The sequence below is a fragment of the Acidovorax sp. LjRoot38 genome, assembly GCF_964252975.1.
Lineage (GTDB): Bacteria > Pseudomonadota > Gammaproteobacteria > Burkholderiales > Burkholderiaceae_C > Acidovorax > Acidovorax facilis.
In genome coordinates, this window is sequence record NZ_CAXUPT020000002.1 from 219,033 (window position 1) to 239,937 (window position 20,905).

The following is a 20,905-nucleotide window of genomic DNA, read 5'->3' on the forward strand; positions in this document are numbered from 1 at the left end:
CCAGCCCCGTTCCTCCTATCCACAACAAGAATCCCCCTGAAATGATCGAGGAACCCTCCCGCAGCCCCCAACATTCACCCGGTGCAGATGCCGGCCAGGGCCTGTGGCAAGCCTGCGTAGAGCAACTGGCGCAAGACCTGCCCGAGCAGCAGTTCAACACCTGGATCAAGCCCCTGATTGCCCAGGTGGCCGAAGACTTCTCCAAGGTCACCGTGCTGGTGGGCAACCGGTTCAAGCTCGACTGGATCCGGGCGCAGTATGCGGGCCGCATTGCCGCATTGCTCGAAGGCCTGTATGGCCAGCCCGTCACCCTGGAGTTAGCGCTCGCTCAGCGGGAATCCGTTGTACGCACTTACGCACGACCCGCAGCGTCTGAACCATCGAACACCGCAACGCAGTCCGAACCGCCATCGAGCCACAGCGATGAAGCCTCGGCGGGCGCCTTCCGCAACCGGCTCAATGCAGGCCTCACCTTTGAGACGCTGGTGGAAGGCACGGCCAACCGCATGGCGCGCTCGGCCGCCATGCACGTGGCGGGCATGCCCGGCCACCTGTACAACCCGCTGTTTATCTATGGCGGCGTGGGCTTGGGCAAGACCCACCTGGTGCACGCTGTGGGCAACCGCCTGCTGCAGGACAAGCCCGACGCCAAAGTTCTCTACATCCATGCCGAGCAGTTTGTGTCGGATGTGGTTAAGGCCTACCAGCGGCGCACCTTTGATGAATTCAAGGAGCGCTACCACTCGCTCGACCTGCTGCTGATCGACGATGTGCAGTTCTTCGCCAACAAGGACCGCACGCAGGAAGAATTCTTCAACGCCTTCGAAGCCCTGCTGGCCAAGAAGTCTCACATCGTGATGACGTCGGACACGTATCCGAAGGGCCTGGCCAACATCCACGAGCGGCTGGTGTCGCGCTTCGACTCGGGCCTGACGGTGGCCATCGAGCCACCCGAGCTGGAAATGCGCGTGGCCATCCTGATCAACAAGGCCCGCGTCGAAGGCACCGAGATGCCCGAAGAAGTGGCCTTTTTCGTGGCCAAGAACGTGCGCTCCAACGTGCGCGAGCTCGAAGGCGCGCTGCGCAAGATCCTGGCTTACTCGCGCTTCAACCAGAAAGAGATTTCCATCCAGCTCGCCCGCGAGGCGCTGCGCGATCTGCTGTCGATCCAGAACCGGCAGATTTCTGTGGAAAACATCCAGAAAACGGTGGCTGACTACTACAAGATCAAGGTCGCCGACATGTACAGCAAGAAGCGCCCGGCCAGCATTGCCCGGCCGCGCCAGATTGCGATGTACCTGGCCAAGGAACTGACGCAAAAGAGTCTTCCCGAGATCGGAGAATTGTTTGGTGGGCGCGACCACACCACCGTTTTGCATGCAGTGCGCAAGATTTCGGGCGAGCGCCAGCAGCTGACCGAGTTGAACCAGCAGTTGCATGTGCTGGAACAGACCCTGAAAGGCTGACAACCGGTGGGAGAGACCCCGAAAAGAACCCGCCCGGTAAACGGGCAAAATGGCGGGTTATACAGCAGGGGGAGGCACGACCTGTGCCGCTGTCCACGCACCGTCCCAAAAACCACAAGAGGTTGAAGACATGATCGTCCTGAAGGCAACACAAGACAAGGTTCTCGCGGTTCTGCAATCCGTGGCTGGCATCGTGGAGCGCCGCCACACGCTGCCCATCCTGGCCAATGTGCTGATCCGCAAGACGGGCAATGCCCTGCAGCTGACGACCAGCGACCTCGAAATCCAGATCCGCACCACGGCTGAGCTGGGCGGCGACACCGGCGACTTCACCACCACCGTGGGGGCGCGCAAGCTCATCGACATCCTGCGCACCATGCCGGGCGACCAGACCGTTAGCCTCGAATCGGCACAGTCCAAGCTCATCCTGAAAGGCGGCAAGAGCCGCTTCACGTTGCAAAGCCTGCCGGCTGAAGACTTCCCGCTGGTGCAAGAGTCTGCCGCCTTCGGCCCCGTGTTCGCCGTGCCGCAAAAGACGCTGAAAGATCTGCTCGGTCAGGTGTCGTTTGCCATGGCGGTGCAGGACATCCGCTACTACCTCAACGGCATCCTGTTCGTGGCTGAGGGCAAGCAGCTGTCCCTGGTGGCCACCGACGGCCATCGCCTGGCTTTTGCCAGCGCCACGCTGGATGTGGAAGTGCCCAAGCAGGAAGTCATCCTGCCGCGCAAGACCGTGATCGAGCTGCAGCGTTTGCTCAGCGATGCGGGCGGCGAGAACCAGCCCCACATCGAAATGCAGTTCGCCAACAACCAGGCCAAGTTCACCTTTGGCGGCATGGAGTTCGTCACCAAGCTGGTCGAGGGCAAGTTCCCTGACTACAACCGGGTGATCCCCAAGAACCACAAGAACAGCATCACCCTGGGCCGCGCCCCGCTGCTGGCCAGCCTGCAGCGCACGGCCATCATGACCAGCGACAAGTTCAAGGGGGTGCGCCTGAACCTGGAGCCCGGCACCCTGCGCGTGGCGTCGAACAACGCAGAGCAGGAAGAGGCCGTGGACGAGCTCGACATCGACTACGGTGGCGACACCATCGAGATCGGCTTCAACGTGACCTACCTCATCGACGCCCTGGCCAACATGGGCCAGGACATGGTGAAGGTGGAGCTTTCGGACGGCAACAGCTCTGCGCTGCTGACCATCCCAGAGAACGACAGCTTCAAGTACGTGGTCATGCCAATGCGCATTTGAGGCGGCCCCCGTCCTGCTGCACAGCCTGACCACAACGACTACCGTTTTGATAGCTACTAGCGCTTACTGGATAAGCGCTAGAGCCCTATTTGACCCATATTGACACATTGGAAACCCCGGTTTCCACGGATCCCAAGGCCCACCATGACCGTTGACAACATCCCCTCCGAGCCCGAAGACACCGGCGTCTCCGGCCATGTTGAGCCCACCCTCGCCAAGATCGACACCAACCAAGCCGGGGCCAGCGAAAGCTACGGCGAAGGCGCCATCACCATCCTCGAAGGCCTGGAGGCCGTGCGCAAGCGCCCCGGCATGTACATCGGCGATACCAGCGACGGCACCGGTTTGCACCACCTGGTGTTCGAGGTGGTCGACAACTCCATCGACGAAGCCCTGGCCGGCCACTGCGACGACATCGTCGTCACCATCCATTCCGACAACTCCATCAGCGTCACCGACAACGGCCGGGGCATTCCGACCGGCGTGAAGATGGACGACAAGCACGAGCCCAAGCGCTCGGCCGCCGAGATCGCACTGACCGAACTGCACGCGGGCGGCAAGTTCAACCAGAACAGCTACAAGGTCTCGGGCGGCCTGCACGGCGTGGGCGTGAGCTGCGTGAACGCGCTCAGCAAGATGCTGCGCTTGACCGTGCGCCGCGAAGGCAAGGTGCACGCGCTGGAGTTCAGCAAGGGCTTCGTGCAGAACCGCATCGTGCAGACGGTGGACGGCGTGGAAGTCTCGCCCATGCAGGTGCTGGACGACACCGACAAGCGCGGCACCGAAGTGCACTTCTTGCCCGACACCGAGATCTTCAAGGAGAACAACGAGTTCCACTACGAGATCCTGGCCAAGCGCCTGCGCGAACTCTCGTTCTTGAACAACGGCGTGCGCATTCGCCTCAAAGACGAGCGCAGCGGCAAAGAAGACGACTTCTCGGGCGCTGGTGGCGTGCGCGGCTTTGTGGAGTTCATCAACAAGGGCAAGACCGTCCTGCACCCCACATCGTTCTACGCCGCGGGCGAGCGCCCGGCCGAGACGTATGGCGGCATCCCTGGCACCCACATCGGCGTGGAAGTGGCGATGCAGTGGAACAGCGCGTACAGCGAGCAAGTGCTCTGCTTTACCAACAACATCCCCCAGCGTGACGGCGGCACCCACCTGACCGGCCTGCGCGCCGCGATGACCCGCGTCATCAACAAGTACATCGAAGAAAACGAGTTCGCCAAGAAGGCCAAGGTCGAAGTGACCGGCGACGACATGCGCGAAGGCCTGTGCTGCGTGCTGAGCGTGAAGGTGCCCGAGCCCAAGTTCAGCAGCCAGACCAAGGACAAGCTGGTATCGAGCGAAGTGCGCGCCCCCGTGGAAGACATCGTGGGCAAGCTGCTGACCGACTACCTGCAGGAGCGCCCGGCCGACGCCAAGATCATCTGCGGCAAGATCGTGGAAGCCGCCCGCGCCCGCGAAGCCGCCCGCAAGGCCCGCGAAATGACCCGCCGCAAGGGCGTGCTCGACGGCATGGGCCTGCCCGGCAAGCTGGCCGACTGCCAGGAAAAAGACCCCGCCCTGTGCGAAATCTACATCGTCGAGGGTGACTCCGCCGGAGGCTCTGCCAAGCAAGGCCGCGACCGCAAGTTCCAGGCCATCCTGCCCCTGCGCGGCAAGATCCTGAACGTGGAAAAGGCCCGCTACGAAAAGCTGCTGACCAGCAACGAAATCCTCACGCTGATCACGGCCCTCGGCACCGGCATCGGCAAGGCCGGGGGCACCACGGGTGGCGATGACTTTGACGTGGCCAAGCTGCGTTACCACCGCATCATCATCATGACCGACGCCGACGTCGACGGCGCCCACATCCGCACCCTGCTGCTCACCTTCTTCTACCGCCAGATGCCCGAACTGGTCGAGCGCGGCCACATCTACATTGCCCAGCCACCGCTGTACAAGGTGAAAGCTGGCAAGGAAGAGCTGTACCTGAAGGACGCCCCCGCGCTCGACGGCTTCCTGCTGCGCATTGCGCTCAACCACGCCAGCGTGACCACCGGCGGTGCCAACCCGCAAACGCTGACCGGCGACACCCTGGCCGAACTGGCGCGCAAGCACCAGATCGCCGAAAGCGTGATTGCGCGCCTGGGCAACTTCATGGACGCCGAAGCCCTGCGCGCCATTGCCGACGGCGTGAGCTTGAAGCTCGACACCGTGGCCGACGCTGAAGCCAGCGCCGTGGCCCTGCAGGCCAAGCTGCGCGAACTGAACACCACCGGCGCCCCCGCCGAAGTGGCTGGCGAGTTCGACGCCCGCACCGACAAGCCCCTGCTGCGCATCAGCCGCCGCCACCACGGCAATATCAAGAGCAGCGTCATCACGCAAGACTTCGTGCACGGCGCCGACTACGCCGCCCTGGCCGAAGCCGCTGAGACCTTCCGCGGCCTGCTGGGCGAGGGCGCCAAGGCCCTGCGCGGCGAAGGCGAAAAGCAGAAGGAAGAAAAAGTCGGCGACTTCCGCCAGGCCATGAAGTGGCTGATCAGCGAAGCCGAACGCAGCACATCCCGCCAGCGCTACAAGGGCCTGGGCGAGATGAACCCCGAGCAGCTGTGGGAAACCACGATGGACCCCAACGTGCGCCGCCTGCTGCGCGTGCAGATCGACGACGCGATCGAGGCGGACCGGGTGTTCACGATGCTGATGGGGGATGAGGTGGAGCCCCGGCGGGATTTCATTGAGACGAATGCGCTGCGGGCGGGGAATATTGACGTTTGACCCACGCATGGCGCCATGCCTGCCAGAGTTACCAGCACACGCAGAAAATGCATAGCCGCCAGCTGGCAACATGCCTTGCTTGACTTCTGCTGGCTCGCGCCAGTCACTAGCACAGGCTGTTCTCAAACGCCAACACCGGGGCAAAACGCCAAGGCCGCCGTGCTGGCGCTGCTGACGGTAAATTCGGCCGGTGACAAGCACGAAAGGCACATCATGAAAAGAGGCTATGCATGGCGCTGATCGAAGGTTTTCGCGTGCGCAACTACCGGGCGCTGCACGACATCACATTAGGCAAACTCTCTACCGACCAGGGAGGCGACCCGTTAACTCCATTCACCGTAGTCATCGGTAAGAACGGAGTAGGCAAAAGCACTTTGTTCGATGCATTCGGCTTCGTCGCAGATTGCCTAAACACCGATGTGGAAACAGCCTGCGATAGCAAGCTGCGCGGCGGCTTCGATCGCATGCGCTCCCTGGGAGTCACGGAACCCATTCGCTTCGACATCTACTACCGAGAAGCCCCCGGCGAGCGGCCCATCACTTACGAATTGGCGATCAATGTGGACCGTAGCGGACGACCTTTCGTTGAGTCGGAGGTCCTGAAGCAGCGCCGCAAAGGCCAGAAGCACGGCAGGCCCTATCCGTTCCTTCGCTTACATCACGGGCTCGGCAAGGTGTGGGCCGGTGAGGAGGCCGTAGAGACGGACAGCGAGGAAGAAGACCGGGCACAGGAAGATGTGGAATTGACCGACTTGCGCCAATTGGGCATCGCCACGCTGGGCACGCTCAAAGAACATCCGCGCATCAAACGCTTCCGCGACTTTCTAAAGGGCTGGTATCTCTCCTACTTTCACCCCGATGCGGCGCGTGCTATCCAGCCCGCCGGTGCGCAGCGCCACCTGAACATCCACGGAGACAATATCGGCAATGTGGTGCAGTACATGGAGCGTGAACACAAGGCACGCTTTCAAGCAATTCTGGATCGCATTGCCAGCAAAATTCCAGGCGTGACAAGCATAAAGACCAGTGTCACACAGGACAAGCGCGTTCTCCTCCAGTTCAACGATGGTGCATTCGCCGACCCTTTCTATGCGTCGCAGATGTCTGATGGCACGCTGAAAATTTTCGCATATCTGCTTCTGATGGAGGATCCAGAGCCACCCCCATTCATATGTATTGAGGAGCCTGAGAACGGGCTGTACCACCGCCTACTGGACTCTTTGGCCACCGAGTTGCGCAGCCATGCCACGGGTAAGAAGAACCAACCTCAGATTTTCGTGACCACGCACCAACCCTATTTCGTAGATGCGCTGTCTCCGAGCGAAGTCTGGATTCTGGAAAAAAGCGGGAATGGCTTTTCGACCGTTCGGCGGGCATCTGATATCGAGCTGGTGCGCAACCTCGTGGATGAGGGTCTACCCCTGGGTGGCCTTTGGTACAGCGACTATCTAGACGCGAGGTAGGCATGCACATCGAAGTGCTTGTGGAAGACAGTTCCGGTGCTGCGCTGATTGAGTCCCTAATGCCCCAAGCAATCGGCCCCCAAGGCGACCCACACTCCTGGCGCATCCATCCCTACAAAGGCGTGGGTCGAATACCTCAGGGGCTTGTCGCCAAGGGTGATCCCTCTAAGCGGGCATTGCTCGATCAATTGCCCCGCTTGCTGATCGGCTACGGCAAAACTCCCGGCATCGACGCAGTGGTCGTCGTATTGGACAGTGACAACCGTCCTTGCAAAGATTTTCTGTCCGAATTACAAGTATTGCTGAAACGCTGCAATCCTGCTCCCAACACGCTTTTTCGACTTGCCATCGAAGAGATGGAAGCCTGGATTCTGGGTGATCGCACGGCCTTGCTGGCCGCCTACCCAAAAGCAAGAAAAGACGTACTGGCAAGGTATGTCCAAGACAGCATTTGCGGCACCTGGGAATTGTTGGCGGATGCAGTTCATCATGGCGGACACGCCAGTATCCAAAAAGCGGGCTGGCCTCTGCCCGGGCAACTTAAGCATGAGTGGGTCAGAAAGATCAGCCCAGGCATGGATATCGAAAGAAACGCTTCTCCAAGCTTTGGGAAGTTCCGCGACGGATTGCGCAGGTTGATTGCCAATGACGGTTCATGAGCCCCGAGAGCATTGCAGCATGCGCTTCATCTTGTGCGCTAAAGTCAAAAATCGCCTGAAGCACTGAGCTCTTTCAGGGCAGCCAAACGCACCGCCAGTGAAAGAGCGGTAGTGAACCTGTTGCGGCATCTATCCATGAGATCCCCCATCGCCATCGTTGACGTCGACCGCCTCGACACCTGGACCCGCTACCGCGCGGGCCTGTGCGACACCTGCGCGGCCAACTGCTGCACGATGCCGCTGGAAGTGCAGTTGCCCGACCTGGTGCGGCTTGAGCTGGTGGACCCGTTCGAGGCCGAGCATGAAGAGCTGCGGCACATTGCCAAGCGGCTGCTCAAGGCGCGGTTGATTGACCACTTCAATCACAAGAACGCGATCTTCACGATGGCGCGGCGGGCCACTGGGGACTGCAATTTTCTGGACCCGAAGACCCGGCTGTGCACGGTGTATGACAAGCGGCCGGAGACGTGCCGGCTGCACCCACAAAAGAAGAGCCCCAAGCCTGGGTACTGTGCTTATGGGGCTCGGGACTTGCAGCGCAAGGGCTGAACGGTCACCAAGGCCAATCCGTCGGTTGGTGCAGCAGCGCGGCACCCGACACAGTGCAAGCTGACCAACCTCCCTGCTCCTACACCGTGTCCCTCTGTACAAGGCCTGCCCAAGGCTCCGCAGGCTCTGCCATCACGGCACTTGCACACCGCGCTGCTGGGCAGCCATGCATCATGGACCAGCGGTAGCTGACGCCCTGGACGTGTCCACGGATGAGAAGGTGCCGGGTGATGGTGGAGGCACTGTTGCTGCTGCAGGGGGCGTGCACGCACAGTATCGCCAGCGCACCCGCCTTCGGTGTTGTTTACAAGCCCGCCCACCACGGCAGCGCTTGACCAGCGGTGCTGCGTGCGCTGAGCTGCAATGCTGTCGTGGTCGCCTGGCTCCTAGCTCTATCCTGCTGCTGCGGCCTGCACGGGGTGCGCCTTGTGCGCGGTGCGGTGTCCGTTTGATGCGATCCGCATGGTGCGGACCCAGCCCCTCATTGAAGACGTCTAGTGTGGTGTTGCACGCTAGCACTGCAACGGGCACCCATGCCCGCCGCGATGCACGTTCAAGATGGACAGCACGACGCGACGGTGTCCCACACGCCCGAGCGGCGGGGCGTGGTGACATGGGCGGTTCACCCCATTCACCACAAGGAGCACACCATGTCTGAAAAGAAAGCCAGCGTTCACTGGGAAGGTGCCGGCAAGTCCGGCCAGGGCCAGATCAGCACCGAGACCGGCGCGCTGGACAAGTACCCCTACGGCTTTGCCAGCCGCTTCGGCGAAGACCGCAAGGGCACCAATCCCGAGGAGATCGTGGGCGCTGCCCATGCAGCCTGCTTCACCATGGCGTTTTCTTTTGCCGCCGAGAAGGCTGGCATCGCCACCGAGACCATCGACACCACGGCCAGCGTACGGCTCAGCAAGGAAGGCGATGGTTTTGTGATTGACCGCATCGCCCTCACGCTCACGGCCAAGGTGCCGGGCATGGACGATGCTGCCTTTCAGAAGCTAGCGGCCGATGCCAAGGCCAACTGCCCGCTGTCCAAGGCGTTGGCCTCGGTGCCAGAGATCACGCTGACCGCCACGCTCGTGAAGTAGCTAACGGTACAGGCGCAGCGCCGGGGGCGCCGCCTTGGCCGATTCTTCTTCACCCTCAGCGAGCCCGCACCGCCGCTGCCAGCGCAGCAAACGCCTGCCGGTCCAGCGCGTGGGTGAAGGCCGTGTTGGGCACCGGGTGTGTTGATAGCTTCACCACCACCAGTTCTGCCGCCGGGTTGATGTGGATGTGCTGGCCCATCAGGCCCTTGGCTTCCAGCGTACCGTCCGCATCGTGCGGCACCCACCACTGGTTGTGGTACGAGTAGCCCGCGCGCATGGCCGTGCCGGGGGCCTTGCTGAATTTCGTGGGATCGGCACCCTTGCGCAGCTCGGCAATGGTGGCGGCCGAGATGATCTGCTGGCCGTTGAAGCTGCCATTGGCACGGAGCATTTCTCCAAAGCGCCCCAAGTCGCGCAGCGTGGCGTTCACGCCCACGCTAGTGGACTGACCACCGTTCGCATCGGCAAACACATACCCATCATCCTGCGCGCCCAGGCGCGACCAGATGCGTTCAGACAGCAGCGTGGCGTAGCTCTTGCCCGTCACGCGCTGCAGCAGCCAGCCCAGTACTTCCGTGTCCACCGACTTGTACGCAAACGCGGTGCCGTGCTCCCCTTCTTTCTTCAACGTGGGCAGGAACTCGGCCATGCTTTTGGCGGCGTTGCTGCCGGGCGGCGCGGGCTGCAGGCCTGCGGCGGCCAGGTACTGGAAAACGCCGGACGCAGGGTCGACAAAGTTCTCGGCGTATTGCACGCCGGTCGTCATGTCCAGGGTCTGCTGCACGGTGGCATCGGCCCAGGCGCTGGTGGTCAGCTCGGGCAGGTAGCGGGGAATCAGCGCTTTCGGGTCGATCACGCCTTCCTGGATGAGTTCAGTGGCCAGCAGGCCGGTGAGCGATTTGCTCATGGACCACAGCACGTGGGGCTGGTGCGGCTGCATGCCGATGTGGTGGCGCTCGTACACGACACGGCCTCGGTGCAGCACCAGCAGGCCATCGGTGTAGGTGGCCTTTTGCCAGTCAGCCAGCGTGGTGGTGCCGCCCTTGCCGTCGGGTACCGGCAGTGCATCGTCCAGCGCGCGGGCTGCGGTGGGCAGCGCACTGGGTGCCCCTGCGCCGCGCCACACGGCCGCCGTGGGCCCCAGCTCGCGCAGGTGGTGCGCGGCCCAGCGCACGTTGGGGTATTTGAGGATGTTGGCCAGGCGCACGACCTTGTCGGGCGGCGGCGGAAAGCCCTGCATCAGCTGCAGCGTGGCGGGGTGGGTGGCGTCGGGCGGGGGCAGTTGCGGTGCCTGGGCATGGCTGGTAGCGGCCATGCAGAGAGCAGCAGCGGCCGCGGCGAGTGTGACCAGGGCAAATTGAAGGCGAGGGTACGGCATGGTGCAAGAGTCCTGCAAAGGTGAGTGGAGAGCGGGCAGAGAAATGACGGGATAAAAATGAGTGGACGGTGGAGCCAGAACGCCTAGCTCCGCGCCGCGAGCAGCGCGCGGATCACGGCCTCGGTGCGCTCGTATTCGCCTTCGCCAAAGTGCTTGTAGCGAATGCGGCCCTGCGCATCGATGAGGTAGGCTGCGGGCCAGTACTGGTTGCTGTAGGCCTTCCAGGTGCCGTAGCGGTTGTCCTGCGCGACGGGGTGCTTCACGCCATGGCGGCGCATGGCCACCTCGACGTTGCTGGTGGTGCGCTCAAACGGAAACTCCGGCGTGTGCACACCCACCACGGTGAGGCCCTGGGGCGTGTACAGCTCGGCCCAGCGGTTCACGTGGGGCAGCGTGCGGATGCAGTTGATGCAGGCATACGTCCAGAAGTCCACCAGCACCACGCGGCCGCGCAGCTGGGCCAGGCTGAGCGGCTCGGAGTTGAGCCAGCGCTCGATGCCCGTGAACTCGGGTGCCGCGCCAAAGTCGGGCAGCGTGGCCGCCTGGACGGCGGGCCCTGCTGCGTGGGTGAGGGCGGGTGCCGCTACGGCGGCAGCCACAGATGCTGCAGACGCCAGGAACGTGCGGCGCTGAAACGAGATGGGTGAAGAAATGCGCGATGTCATGGTGAAACTCCTTGCTGAGGGCCGCTTACAGCCCTCCAAAACTTGAGGGATAGAACTGCGACAGCCACGCTGTGACCTGGCCATCCACCTCCAGCAGCATGGCCAGCGCGACGGCGATGACCACCACCCCAAAAACCTGCTGCACGCGGTGTGCATGGCGCGAGATGCGGCGCACATGACTGGCCGCGGCCTGACCGCCGTAGGCGATGGCCAGCATGGGCAGCGCGGCGCCGGTGGAATAGGCCAGCAACAGCACCGCCGTGCTGACCCCGGGCGGCTCCGTGGCGATGAGCGCGAGGATGGAGGCCAGCACCGGCCCGGCGCAGGGCGTCCACACCGCACCCAGGCTCAGACCCAGCAGCAGCCCGCCCCAGTTGCCCGCCGATGCGCCCATCCCCAGGCTGGCCGCTCGGTTGAGCACGCCACCCGCCTGTTGGCTCAGCCACTGGAATGGCCTGGGCCACACCGTGAGCACGCCAAACACCAGCAGCAATACGGCGGCGAACCGGCGCAAGCCCTCGGGCGACACGCCCAGCACCTGCGTGAAGCTGCTGAACAGCAGCGCCACGGCTGCGAACGACAGCGCAAACCCCAGCGCGATGAACAGCGGACGCGTGCGCTGCGCTGGGCCGCCCGCCACCGACGCCCCCAGCACCACCGGCAACATGGGCAGCACGCAGGGCGCGCCCACAGTCAGCATGCCAGCGGCCACAGCCAGCCAGGGCGAGGTGGTGGCCATGCTCATTGCACGGCCCCACGCTCTGCGGCCGGGCGACGCCACACCTGCGTCTTGCCGAACAGCGGGATACCTACATACGCGCGCACCAGCAGCTGGTCGGGCTCAGCGGGGGTGAGGGTGGAGCGGTAGGTCTTGGCGTTCTCGCGGTTGTAAATCTCGCCTTGGTACTCGCCGCTGCCGCTGTCGCGCAGGCCGGACAGCATCGTCATGCCCAGCGCGGGCCGCGCGTCGGCCGCGGCCATCTCGGTGCCGGGTGCACTCATCGACCGGTTGGCCAGCACGCGCACCACCTTGCCGCAGAGGGTGTTGGTGCCGCTGCTGCCACCGGTGTTCGCACTGGCAGTGCCATTGGCGTTAGTGGGGCAGGGAGCAATCTCCACCTCCAGGTTTCCGCTTTCGGTGATCCAGCGGCCCAGCGGGGCCTTGGGGTGCGGCGCCGTGGCGGGCTGGGTGGCAGCCTCTTGCGCGCTGGCGGTGTGCGCCAGGCCCAGGGCCAGCGCAGCGGCGGCCAGGGCGAAGGATGGTTTCATAGCAAGTCCTCGTGAAGTTCAGGAAGACTGCATTCAAGCCAGCGCACGTATCGGCGGTTTGTCCTGCACAGGCCTTTTGGTATGCGCGCGTGTCGGCGGCACCGGCAGACAAGTTCAGATACATGCGGGCCCGTACTGGCCTCACCGCAAGGCGCCAAAGCCTGGACAATCAGCGCCCATGACGACGACGACCCCGCCCGACCACATCCTCATCGTCGATGACGACGCCGGCATCCGCGAACTGGCGGCCGAGTACCTGCAGCGCCAGGGCCTGCAGGTGAGCGTGGCGGCCGACGGCCGGCAGATGCGCGAGGTGCTGGCCACGCAACGCATCGACCTCTTGGTGCTGGACCTGATGCTCCCCGGCACCGACGGCATTGCGCTGTGCCGCGAGCTGCGCAGCCCCGGCGCGCCGCCCCTGCCCATCATCATGCTCACCGCGCGCAGCGACGAGGCGGATCGCATCCTGGGCCTGGAGCTGGGCGCGGACGACTACCTGACCAAGCCCTTTGCCGCGCGCGAGCTGCTCGCGCGCATCCACGCCGTGCTGCGGCGCACGCGCATGCTGCCGCCCAACCTGGCCGTGGCCGAGCCCGCGCGCCACCTTGCGTTCGGCGACTGGCGGCTGGACACCACGGCGCGCCACCTGCTCGATGCCACGGGCGCGGTGGTGGCGCTGTCGGGCGCCGAATACCGGCTGCTGCGCGTGCTGCTGGACCACCCCCAGCGCATCCTCACGCGCGACCAGCTGCTGCAGCTCACGCAGGGTCGCGATGCCGATGTGTTCGACCGCTCCATCGACCTCTTGGTCAGCCGCGTGCGCCAGCGGCTGGGCGACGGGGTACGCGGCTCACGCTATATCAAGACCGTGCGCAACGAGGGCTATGTGTTCTGCGCCGACGTATTGCCCGCACCGGCAACCGCACCCGCGCCGGGAGGAGCCGCCGCATGACGCTGCGCTGGTGGCCCCGCTCGCTGTTCGGTCGCATCCTGCTGGTGCTGGCACTGGGCCTGGCGCTGGCGCATGCGCTGACCTTCGTGCTGGCGATCACTGAGCGCAGCATGACCATGCGCCGCGCCATGGTGTCGTACCTGGCGAGCGACGTGGCCAGCTCCATGGCCATGCTGGACCGCCTGCCCGCCGCGGAGCGTGCGCAGTGGGTGGACCGGCTGGCGCGTCGAAACTACCGGTTTGCGCTGACCGCGCCGCTGGACGCACCCGAAGACCCGTCCGACCTGGCCCGCCTGATTGCAGGCGCCGTGGGCGCGACGCTGCCCCCCGGCCAGACGGTGCGGGTGGTCGACCCCCTCGTGCCCGGCACCGAGCTGCGCCTGCAGCTCCAGTTGAGCGACGGCACGCCGCTGGCCGTGGACATGGACGAGCCCCGGCTGCAGGTCTCGCCCTGGGTGCTGGGCGCGCTGGCGCTACAGCTGGCGCTGCTGGTAGGCCTGTGCGCCTGGGCCGTACGCGCGGCCACGCGGCCCTTGCGAACGCTGGCCGACGCGGCCGATGCGCTGGGCGCCGACCGCCCCGCCGTGCCCCTGGCCGAGGACGGCCCGCGCGAGGTGCAGCGCGCTGCCCAAGCTTTCAACCGCATGCAGCACCGCATCCAGGCGCACCTGGAGGAGCGCATGCGCATCCTGGCCGCCGTCTCGCACGACCTGCAAACGCCCATCACCCGCTTGCGCCTGCGCGCGGACCTGCTCGACGACACCGCGCTGCAGGGCAAGCTGCACGCAGACCTGGCCGAGATGCAGTCGCTGGTGGAAGAGGGCATTGCCTACGCGCGCTCGTCCCAGGCCGTGCAGGAGCCGCTGCAGCGCGTGGACCTGCGCGCGCTGCTGCAGAGCATTGCGTTCGACTACGCCGATGCGGGCCTACCGGTATTGCTGCTGCACGCAGACCCGGGCGCCTGCGACACGCGCCCGCAGGCCCTGCGCCGCCTGGTGTGCAACCTGGTGGACAACGCGCTCAAGTTCGCGGGCGCGGCTGAGGTGAGTCTGGAGGCTGGAGATCACGGCCAGCGGCTGCTGCGCGTGCTGGACCGTGGGCCGGGTATACCGGAAGCTGACCTGGCCGCCGTGCTCCAACCCTATGTGCGGCTGGAAGACTCGCGCAACCGCGGCACAGGCGGCACGGGGCTAGGCCTGGCCATTGCGAACGAGCTGGCGCAGGCGCTGGGCGGCCGGCTAGTGCTGGGGCCGCGTGAGGATGGTGCGGGGCTGGAGGCGCGGGTCGAGCTGCCCGGCCCGCAGCCATAGCACCGCTCTGTAGGCTCTCCAGGCGCAGCAGGCCGCTGCTACAGTGGCCCTTCCGTGGATTCATGAGGGGAACACCGTGGACAGCACTGGTAGCACCAACGCAGGCAGTAGCAGCAGAAGCCAAAACATCCGCATCGGCATCGGCGGCTGGACCTTCGAGCCCTGGCGCGACAACTTCTACCCCGCAGGCCTCGCGCACAGCAAGGAGCTGCAGTACGCCAGCCGCCAGCTCACCTCCATCGAGGTCAACGGCACGTACTACAGCACCTTCAAGCCGCCCACCTTCGCCAGGTGGCGGGATGAAACGCCCGAAGGTTTCCTGTTCTCGCTCAAAGCCAACCGTTTTGCCACGCACCGGCGCGTGCTGGCGCAGGCAGGCGAGTCGATCACGCGGTTTGTGGAGAGCGGCATCTCGGAACTCAAGCACAAGCTCGGGCCCATCGTGTGGCAGTTCATGCCGACCAAGGTGTTTGAGCCACGGGACTTCGAGGCCTTTCTGGCCCTGCTGCCACAACAGGTGGATGGCCTGCGGCTGCGCCACGCCCTGGATGTGCGCCACCCGAGTTTTGCCACGCCAGAGTTCGTGGCGCTGGCCCGCCAATACGGCTGCGTGCCTGTCTACACGGACTCCGAAAAGTTTCCCGCCATCGCAGATGCAGAGGCCGATTTTGCCTACCTGCGGCTGATGCGCAGCCAGGCCGATGTGCCCACCGGCTACACGCCCGAGGCGATTGCACAGTGGGCCGATGGCGTGCGCACCTGGACCGGCGGCGAGCGGCCGCGCGATGTGTTCGTCTACTTCATCAACGGGGCGAAGGAGCGGGCGCCTGCGGGCGCGATGGAGTTGCTGAGGCAACTGGGCCTGCGCGCTTAGCAGCGGCGCAGCTACAGCGTCTCTCGCTGCACAAACCCCTGCGGGGCCTCGCCACCATCGGGCACATTGCCCACCACCACACGTTCCACCCGCGCATGCACAGGCCCCTGATGCGCCCAGTCGATGAGGGCCAGCACGGCCTGCTCGGTGCCCCATGCGCAGGCCTCCACGCGGCCATCCTGGCGGTTGCGCACCCAGCCCTTTACGCCCAGGCGTTCGGCGGCCTGCACCATGGACCAGCGGTAGCCCACGCCCTGCACATGGCCGGTGATCAACAGATGGCGGGTGATGGTGGAGTGGGGTTCTGCGTTCATGGGGGGCACTGTAGCGCGCTCCTTGTGGGGAGCCCGCTCCAGGGGCACACTGCCAGCACCACCGCACCCCATGACCACGACCACCCCCAAGGCACTGCCCACCATCGACCCCCAGCGCTGCACCGGCTGCGGCTGGTGCATTGCGGTGTGCCCGCCGCATGTGCTGTCGCTGCAGGTGCAAGGCACGGGGCCCTGGGGTCCCAAGTGTTCCACCCTGCACGATGCGCCGGGCTGCACCGGGTGCGCGCTGTGTGCGGTGCGCTGCCCGTTCGATGCGATCCGCATGGTGCGCGTGGCAGCCACCGAAGGTCGGTGAGTCCTTCGCGCCACAGGCCCACAGAAACGGGTTGACGGGCCCCGGCACGCATCCGGTACACTGCGCCCTTCATGTCGTACACCTCCATCCCCTTCACCGCACGCGCCGCTGCCTTCCAAGGCATGGGCATGATGCCGCCCGCACTCACGCGGGCCAATGGTGAACAGCGGGCACTGGATGCACGAATGATTACCACCATTACCACCGCGGCCACCTGAGCACGCGCAGGTGGCCGTTTCGGCAGCCACCTGGTGATCGCTCTCTTCTCCCCCAAGACGAATGCACGAAACCCAGCTCTGGCAGCTGGGTTTTTTTGTTTGTTCGTTCGTTAGCCGGAGAAGTCCATGTACCGAGATCCCGTCCAGTCCCTCGAAGCCCCGTCGTTGCAGTCGCCCACTGCGGCCATGCGCCCCCTGCGTGTGGGCATGATCGGCATTGGTACCGTGGGCGCGGGCACCTTTCGCGTGCTGGCACGCAACCAGGCGCTCATCGCAGGCCGCGCAGGGCGGGACATCAAGCTGGTGGTGGTCTGCGCCCGCAGCCTCGCCCGCGCCATGAGGGTGGTGGGCAAAGATGTGGCCCTGACCAACGACCCCATGCAGGTGGCCACACACCCCGATGTGGATGTGCTGGTGGAAGCCGCTGGCGGCACCGGCCCTGCGCGCGACTGGGTGCTGGCCGCCATCCGCGCGGGCAAGCATGTGGTCACGGCCAACAAGGCGCTGCTGGCCACGCACGGCAACGAGATCTTTGCCGCCGCCCGCCAGCACGGCGTGGCCGTGGCCTATGAAGGCGCGGTGGCGGTGAGCATCCCCATCGTGAAGGCGCTGCGCGAGGGCCTCACGGCCAACCGCATCGAATGGGTGGCGGGCATCATCAACGGCACCACCAACTTCATCCTGAGCAAGATGCGCGATGAGGGTGTTGGCTTTGCCGAAGCGCTGGCGCAGGCCCAGGCGCTGGGCTATGCCGAGGCCGATCCGACGTTTGACATCGAGGGCGTCGACGCTGCGCACAAGATCTCGCTGCTGGCGGCCAATGCGTTCGGCATGCCGGTGCGCTTTGCCGATGCGCAGGTGGAGGGCATCACCCGCTTGCAGGGGCTGGACGTGGCCTGCGCCGAGCAACTGGGCTTTCGCATCAAGCTGCTGGGCGTGGCCAAGCGGCGCAAAGAGAGCGATGTGGACGGCGTGGAGCTGCGCGTGCAACCTGCGCTGGTGCCTGCCGCACATTTGCTGGCGCAAGTGAACGGCTCGATGAACGCGGTGATGGTCAAGGGCGATGCGTCGGGTGTGACGATGTTCTACGGCGCGGGTGCGGGGTCCGAGCAAACCGCATCGGCCGTGATTGCCGACCTGGTGGACGTGGCGCGCCTGGATGGCACCCGTGCACAGCAGCGCGTGCCGCACCTGGGGTTTCATCCCGAGGCCGTGGACGAGCAACTGGCCGTGCTGCCCCGCGCAGCCGTGCACACCCGCCACTACCTGCGCGTGCCTGTGCACAGCGCCCAGCAGATCGAAGCCGTGGCTGCCTGGCTGGCGGCGCAGCACGTGCCCGTGCAGCGTGTGGAGCTGGCCTGCGACAAAGCGCTGCCCACGGGCAGCGAGCCCCAAGTGCTGGTGCTGACCGATGCCGTTGCCCAAGCCACGGTAGACCTGGCCGTGCACGCACTGGCCGCCCACCCTGCGGTGGCCGGGCCAGTGGTGGCGCTGCGGGTGGAGCTGCTGGAGGGATGATTCGTCCATAACCCGTTCACACTGAGGCTGTCGAAGCGCCGCGCACGGCTTCGCCAGGCTCAGCCCGAACAGTGATGAACGATTTCAGCCACCTAAAAAATATGGTCAAAACAGGCTCTAGCGCTTATCTATCAAGCGCCACAAGCTATCAATTTTGATGATTGCGTGTACTCAAGGCATCAAGCCACCCGCACCAGCGCGGCCATGTCTTGTGCTGCAGATGTGCCCTCGGCCATCAGGCCCTGCACCACGCCCGCGCGGTCGGTGTCGGTGCGGTTCTGGCTCACCTTCCAGACGCCTTCCCAACGCTCCACCGCCAGCTCGATGCCCACGATGGCGCCCAGCAGCTTGTGGATGTAGTCGGGCGGGGCATCGTCAATGCGCCAAGGGTCGGGGCGGTGCGCCTCGTGCCGCTCGCTCAGAATGTGCAGGATGGCGCGCAACTGCACTGGATCGTCCACCGCGCTGAGCGTGCCGTGGGCGTGCACGGTGGCGTAGTTCCAGGTGGGCACCTGCTTGCCGTCGATGGCCTTGGACGGATACCACGAGGGCGACACATAGGCCTGGGGGCCGTGGAACACGGCCACGGCCTGCTGCGGCAGCAGCGGCCACACGCCGTTGCCGCGCCCCACATGGCCCACCAGCGTGCCGTGCGGTCCGCGCGAGGGGTCCAGATACAAAGGCACATGGTTCACGTGCAGCGTGCCCTCGTGCGACACGACCAGGGTGGCCAGGGGCTGGGCCTGCACCAGTCCCTGCTGCGCGGCCGGGTCGGTGACTTGAAACTGGCGGTTGGCAATGGTCATGTCAGGCTCCATCCACTTCGAGCACGGGCGCGCAGTCGATCTGCGTCTTGACCGAGTTGGCCAGAAAGCACGATGTGTGGGCGCGGTGGTGCAGGTCGTCCAGCTGGGCAGCGCTGGGCGCGTGGGCCCCATCAAAGCGCGTGACGGGGCGCAACTGCACGTGGGTGACGACAAGCTGCCCCTGCGCGTTCTTGGCCATGGTGCCCACGGCGGCGTCGGCGTAGCTGTTGAGCCGATAGCCCGCGCGGCTGGCGAAGTCCATGAACCACAGCATGTGGCAGCTCGACAGGGCCGCGACGTAGGCTTCTTCCGGGTCCACCGCTGCCGCGTCGGAATACGGCAGCGGCACGACATGGGGTGACGACGACGCGGCCACGGTGGCGCCGCCATCGAACTGCCAGGTGTGGGTGCGGTGGTAGCGCTTGTCCAGAAAGTCATCGTTGCCACGGGACCAGGTGATAGTGGCGGTGTGCTCGGCCATGGATAGGTCTTTCTTGCGGTGGCCGGGCCTTGGAGGAAACACAAGCCCGGGATTTCTAAAATGGCTCTTCAGTTTATGGTTGCATCACCACAACCAAGGGGCCAATTCATGCCAGTTGCCGGAGCCAATCCCAAGACCACAGCCCCCCGGGACGGGCGCCTGGGCCAGTTGCGCCAGCAGGTGTACGAGCAGCTGCGCAGCGCCATCGAACAGGGCCGCCTGCCGGCGGGCACGCGCCTGCCGCCGTCGCGCGAGCACGCAGCCAGCCTGGGCGTGTCACGCAACACCGTGCTGTGGGCCGTGCAGCGCCTGCAGGCCGAAGGGTATGTGGAGGCGCGTGTGGGCGACGGCACCTATGTCTCGCAGGCCGCAGGCGCACCGCCTCCGCAAGGGCTGGTGGCGCCGCCGCGTGGGCTCTCGCGGCGCGGGCAGCTCATTGCCGAAACGGCTGCCCGCTGGCGGCCGCCGCATGTGGCGGCACGCGCGTTCCGCATCGGCGCGCCCGAAGTGGACACGTTTCCGTTTGCCCTGTGGGACCGCCTGGCACGCCAGGCCAGCCCCCGTCAGCGCAGCGCCCGCGCGCAGTACCTGGACCCTGCCGGCGACCCCGACCTGCGCCAGGCCGTAGCCCTGTGGCTGTGGGCGTCGCGCGGCATCCGCTGCGATGCGGCGCAGGTGGTGGTGTGCTCGGGTTCGCAGCAGGGCATCGACCTGATCGCGCGGCTGCTGCTGGACGTGGGCGACGAGGTGCTGGTGGAAGACCCCGGCTACCCGGGCATCCGCGCCAGCCTGCTGGGCCACGGCGTGCTGGCGCGGCCCGTGGCGCTGGATGCGCAGGGCCTTCGCATCGACGAGGGTGCGGCCCAGTGGCCCGGCGCGCGCATGGCGGTGGTCACGCCCACGCACCAGTTCCCCACCGGCGTGTGCATGGGCCTGGCGCGGCGGCAGGCGCTGCTGCAATGGGCGCGCACGCACGACGCCTGGGTGGTGGAAGACGACTACGACGGCGAGTTTCAGTACGGCGGCGCTGCCCAGCGCGTACCCGCCTTGTGCAGCCTGCCGGGCTCGGAGCGGGTGTTGTACGTGGGCACCTTCAGCAAGACACTGCACCCCGGCCTGCGCCTGGGCTTTGTGGTGGTGCCGCCCGCACTGGTGGAGGCCTTTGCCATGGCCCGCGCCATCACCGACCGGCATGCACCGGGCGACACCCAGGCGGTGCTGGCGCGCTTCATTGCAGAAGGCCACCTGCTGCGCCACCTGCGGCAGATGCGCGAGCTGTACCAGGCGCGCCAGCGGGTGCTGGTTGACGCGCTGGCCGATACGAGCGGCGGGGCCCTTCAGCCGGCGCCCAGCGACCGGGGCATGCACCTGCTGTACGAAGCCGCCCCAGGCAGTGACGACGAGACCCTGAGCCGCAAGGCGCTCACCGCCGGGGTGATGCTGGCGCCACTATCGCGCTATGCGATGCAGTCCACGCGGCGTGGCTGGCTGTTGGGGTATGCAGGCTATAGCGAAGCCGAGATCGTGGCCGCCGCGCGCGTGGTGGGCGGGCTGGCGCGCATGCGGTAAA

General features: G+C 65.5%; 21 protein-coding genes and 1 pseudogene. 15 read left to right on the forward strand and 7 right to left on the reverse strand.

Features of this window, described 5'->3' with window-relative positions; translation table 11 throughout:
- The first annotated feature begins 41 nt into the window (after positions 1–41).
- The 8 genes and pseudogenes from dnaA to ACSQ22_RS03565 all read left to right on the forward strand — a co-directional run bounded on the left by dnaA (position 42) and on the right by ACSQ22_RS03565 (position 9,234).
- Positions 42–1,466 carry a chromosomal replication initiator protein DnaA gene (gene dnaA, locus ACSQ22_RS03530; protein ID WP_121421707.1) on the forward strand — a complete coding sequence of 475 codons (1,425 nt, stop codon included), beginning with the start codon at positions 42–44 and terminating at the stop codon, positions 1,464–1,466.
- Between the two features lie 130 nt (positions 1,467–1,596).
- A complete protein-coding gene (gene dnaN, locus ACSQ22_RS03535) occupies positions 1,597–2,715 on the forward strand; it encodes a DNA polymerase III subunit beta (protein WP_055401227.1) in 1,119 nt (372 codons plus the stop codon).
- Between the two features lie 144 nt (positions 2,716–2,859).
- A complete protein-coding gene (gene gyrB, locus ACSQ22_RS03540; protein WP_055401225.1) occupies positions 2,860–5,475 on the forward strand; it encodes a DNA topoisomerase (ATP-hydrolyzing) subunit B in 2,616 nt (871 codons plus the stop codon).
- A 230-nt stretch (positions 5,476–5,705) separates the two neighbouring features.
- The gene (locus tag ACSQ22_RS03545; RefSeq protein WP_436129444.1) at positions 5,706–6,938 is read left to right on the forward strand and encodes an AAA family ATPase; all 1,233 of its coding nucleotides are present in this window, start codon (positions 5,706–5,708) and stop codon (positions 6,936–6,938) included.
- A 2-nt stretch (positions 6,939–6,940) separates the two neighbouring features.
- The gene (locus tag ACSQ22_RS03550) at positions 6,941–7,597 is read left to right on the forward strand and encodes a hypothetical protein (protein WP_436129445.1); all 657 of its coding nucleotides are present in this window, start codon (positions 6,941–6,943) and stop codon (positions 7,595–7,597) included.
- 135 nt (positions 7,598–7,732) lie between these two features.
- Positions 7,733–8,146 (forward strand): YkgJ family cysteine cluster protein, encoded by a 414-nt coding sequence (locus ACSQ22_RS03555; protein ID WP_409860535.1) that lies wholly within the window; start codon positions 7,733–7,735, stop codon positions 8,144–8,146.
- A 402-nt stretch (positions 8,147–8,548) separates the two neighbouring features.
- Positions 8,549–8,644, forward strand: a pseudogene (locus tag ACSQ22_RS03560) (4Fe-4S binding protein); the annotation flags it as partial.
- Between the two features lie 152 nt (positions 8,645–8,796).
- Positions 8,797–9,234 carry an OsmC family protein gene (locus ACSQ22_RS03565; protein WP_436129446.1) on the forward strand — a complete coding sequence of 146 codons (438 nt, stop codon included), beginning with the start codon at positions 8,797–8,799 and terminating at the stop codon, positions 9,232–9,234.
- A 55-nt stretch (positions 9,235–9,289) separates the two neighbouring features.
- On the opposite strand, the gene ACSQ22_RS03570 is transcribed toward ACSQ22_RS03565, so the two are convergent.
- From ACSQ22_RS03570 to ACSQ22_RS03585, 4 genes are all read right to left on the reverse strand, one after another.
- A complete protein-coding gene (locus ACSQ22_RS03570; RefSeq protein ID WP_436129447.1) occupies positions 9,290–10,612 on the reverse strand; it encodes a serine hydrolase domain-containing protein in 1,323 nt (440 codons plus the stop codon).
- Positions 10,613–10,695: 83 nt separating this feature from the next.
- Complete coding sequence (locus tag ACSQ22_RS03575) at positions 10,696–11,277, reverse strand: thioredoxin family protein (protein WP_218300740.1); 582 nt, start codon at positions 11,275–11,277, stop codon at positions 10,696–10,698.
- A gap of 25 nt (positions 11,278–11,302) precedes the next feature.
- Positions 11,303–12,016 (reverse strand): cytochrome c biogenesis CcdA family protein, encoded by a 714-nt coding sequence (locus ACSQ22_RS03580; RefSeq protein ID WP_436129448.1) that lies wholly within the window; start codon positions 12,014–12,016, stop codon positions 11,303–11,305.
- A gap of 2 nt (positions 12,017–12,018) precedes the next feature.
- On the reverse strand, positions 12,019–12,546 hold the full coding sequence (locus ACSQ22_RS03585) for a DUF2147 domain-containing protein (protein ID WP_436129449.1): 528 nt from the start codon (positions 12,544–12,546) through the stop codon (positions 12,019–12,021).
- A 178-nt stretch (positions 12,547–12,724) separates the two neighbouring features.
- Between ACSQ22_RS03585 and ACSQ22_RS03590 the strand changes: the two genes are divergently transcribed.
- The 3 genes from ACSQ22_RS03590 (at position 12,725) to ACSQ22_RS03600 (ending at position 15,682) form a co-directional block, all read left to right on the forward strand.
- Positions 12,725–13,498 (forward strand): response regulator, encoded by a 774-nt coding sequence (locus ACSQ22_RS03590; RefSeq protein WP_436129450.1) that lies wholly within the window; start codon positions 12,725–12,727, stop codon positions 13,496–13,498.
- Positions 13,495–14,808: an ATP-binding protein gene (locus tag ACSQ22_RS03595; RefSeq protein ID WP_436129451.1), complete on the forward strand. Its 1,314-nt coding sequence runs from the start codon at positions 13,495–13,497 to the stop codon at positions 14,806–14,808. Before ACSQ22_RS03590 ends, ACSQ22_RS03595 begins: the two co-directional genes overlap by 4 nt.
- 76 nt (positions 14,809–14,884) lie before the next feature.
- On the forward strand, positions 14,885–15,682 hold the full coding sequence (locus tag ACSQ22_RS03600; protein WP_436129452.1) for a DUF72 domain-containing protein: 798 nt from the start codon (positions 14,885–14,887) through the stop codon (positions 15,680–15,682).
- An 11-nt stretch (positions 15,683–15,693) separates the two neighbouring features.
- Here the strand turns inward: ACSQ22_RS03600 and ACSQ22_RS03605 are convergent, their stop codons facing one another.
- On the reverse strand, positions 15,694–15,996 hold the full coding sequence (locus ACSQ22_RS03605; protein ID WP_121422963.1) for an acylphosphatase: 303 nt from the start codon (positions 15,994–15,996) through the stop codon (positions 15,694–15,696).
- Positions 15,997–16,066: 70 nt separating this feature from the next.
- On the opposite strand from ACSQ22_RS03605, the gene ACSQ22_RS03610 reads away from it, so the two are divergent.
- The 3 genes from ACSQ22_RS03610 to ACSQ22_RS03620 all read left to right on the forward strand — a co-directional run bounded on the left by ACSQ22_RS03610 (position 16,067) and on the right by ACSQ22_RS03620 (position 18,048).
- Positions 16,067–16,312: an ATP-binding protein gene (locus tag ACSQ22_RS03610; RefSeq protein WP_121508072.1), complete on the forward strand. Its 246-nt coding sequence runs from the start codon at positions 16,067–16,069 to the stop codon at positions 16,310–16,312.
- Between the two features lie 71 nt (positions 16,313–16,383).
- Complete coding sequence (locus ACSQ22_RS03615; RefSeq protein WP_158603283.1) at positions 16,384–16,530, forward strand: hypothetical protein; 147 nt, start codon at positions 16,384–16,386, stop codon at positions 16,528–16,530.
- Positions 16,531–16,656: 126 nt separating this feature from the next.
- Positions 16,657–18,048 carry a homoserine dehydrogenase gene (locus ACSQ22_RS03620; protein WP_436129453.1) on the forward strand — a complete coding sequence of 464 codons (1,392 nt, stop codon included), beginning with the start codon at positions 16,657–16,659 and terminating at the stop codon, positions 18,046–18,048.
- A gap of 179 nt (positions 18,049–18,227) precedes the next feature.
- Here the strand turns inward: ACSQ22_RS03620 and ACSQ22_RS03625 are convergent, their stop codons facing one another.
- The gene (locus ACSQ22_RS03625; protein ID WP_436129454.1) at positions 18,228–18,854 is read right to left on the reverse strand and encodes an FMN-binding negative transcriptional regulator; all 627 of its coding nucleotides are present in this window, start codon (positions 18,852–18,854) and stop codon (positions 18,228–18,230) included.
- A gap of 1 nt (position 18,855) precedes the next feature.
- A complete protein-coding gene (locus ACSQ22_RS03630) occupies positions 18,856–19,335 on the reverse strand; it encodes an OsmC family protein (RefSeq protein ID WP_218300732.1) in 480 nt (159 codons plus the stop codon).
- A 108-nt stretch (positions 19,336–19,443) separates the two neighbouring features.
- Here ACSQ22_RS03630 and ACSQ22_RS03635 point away from each other — a divergent pair, with 108 nt between their 5' ends.
- Positions 19,444–20,904: a PLP-dependent aminotransferase family protein gene (locus ACSQ22_RS03635; RefSeq protein ID WP_436129455.1), complete on the forward strand. Its 1,461-nt coding sequence runs from the start codon at positions 19,444–19,446 to the stop codon at positions 20,902–20,904.
- Position 20,905 lies beyond the last annotated feature (1 nt).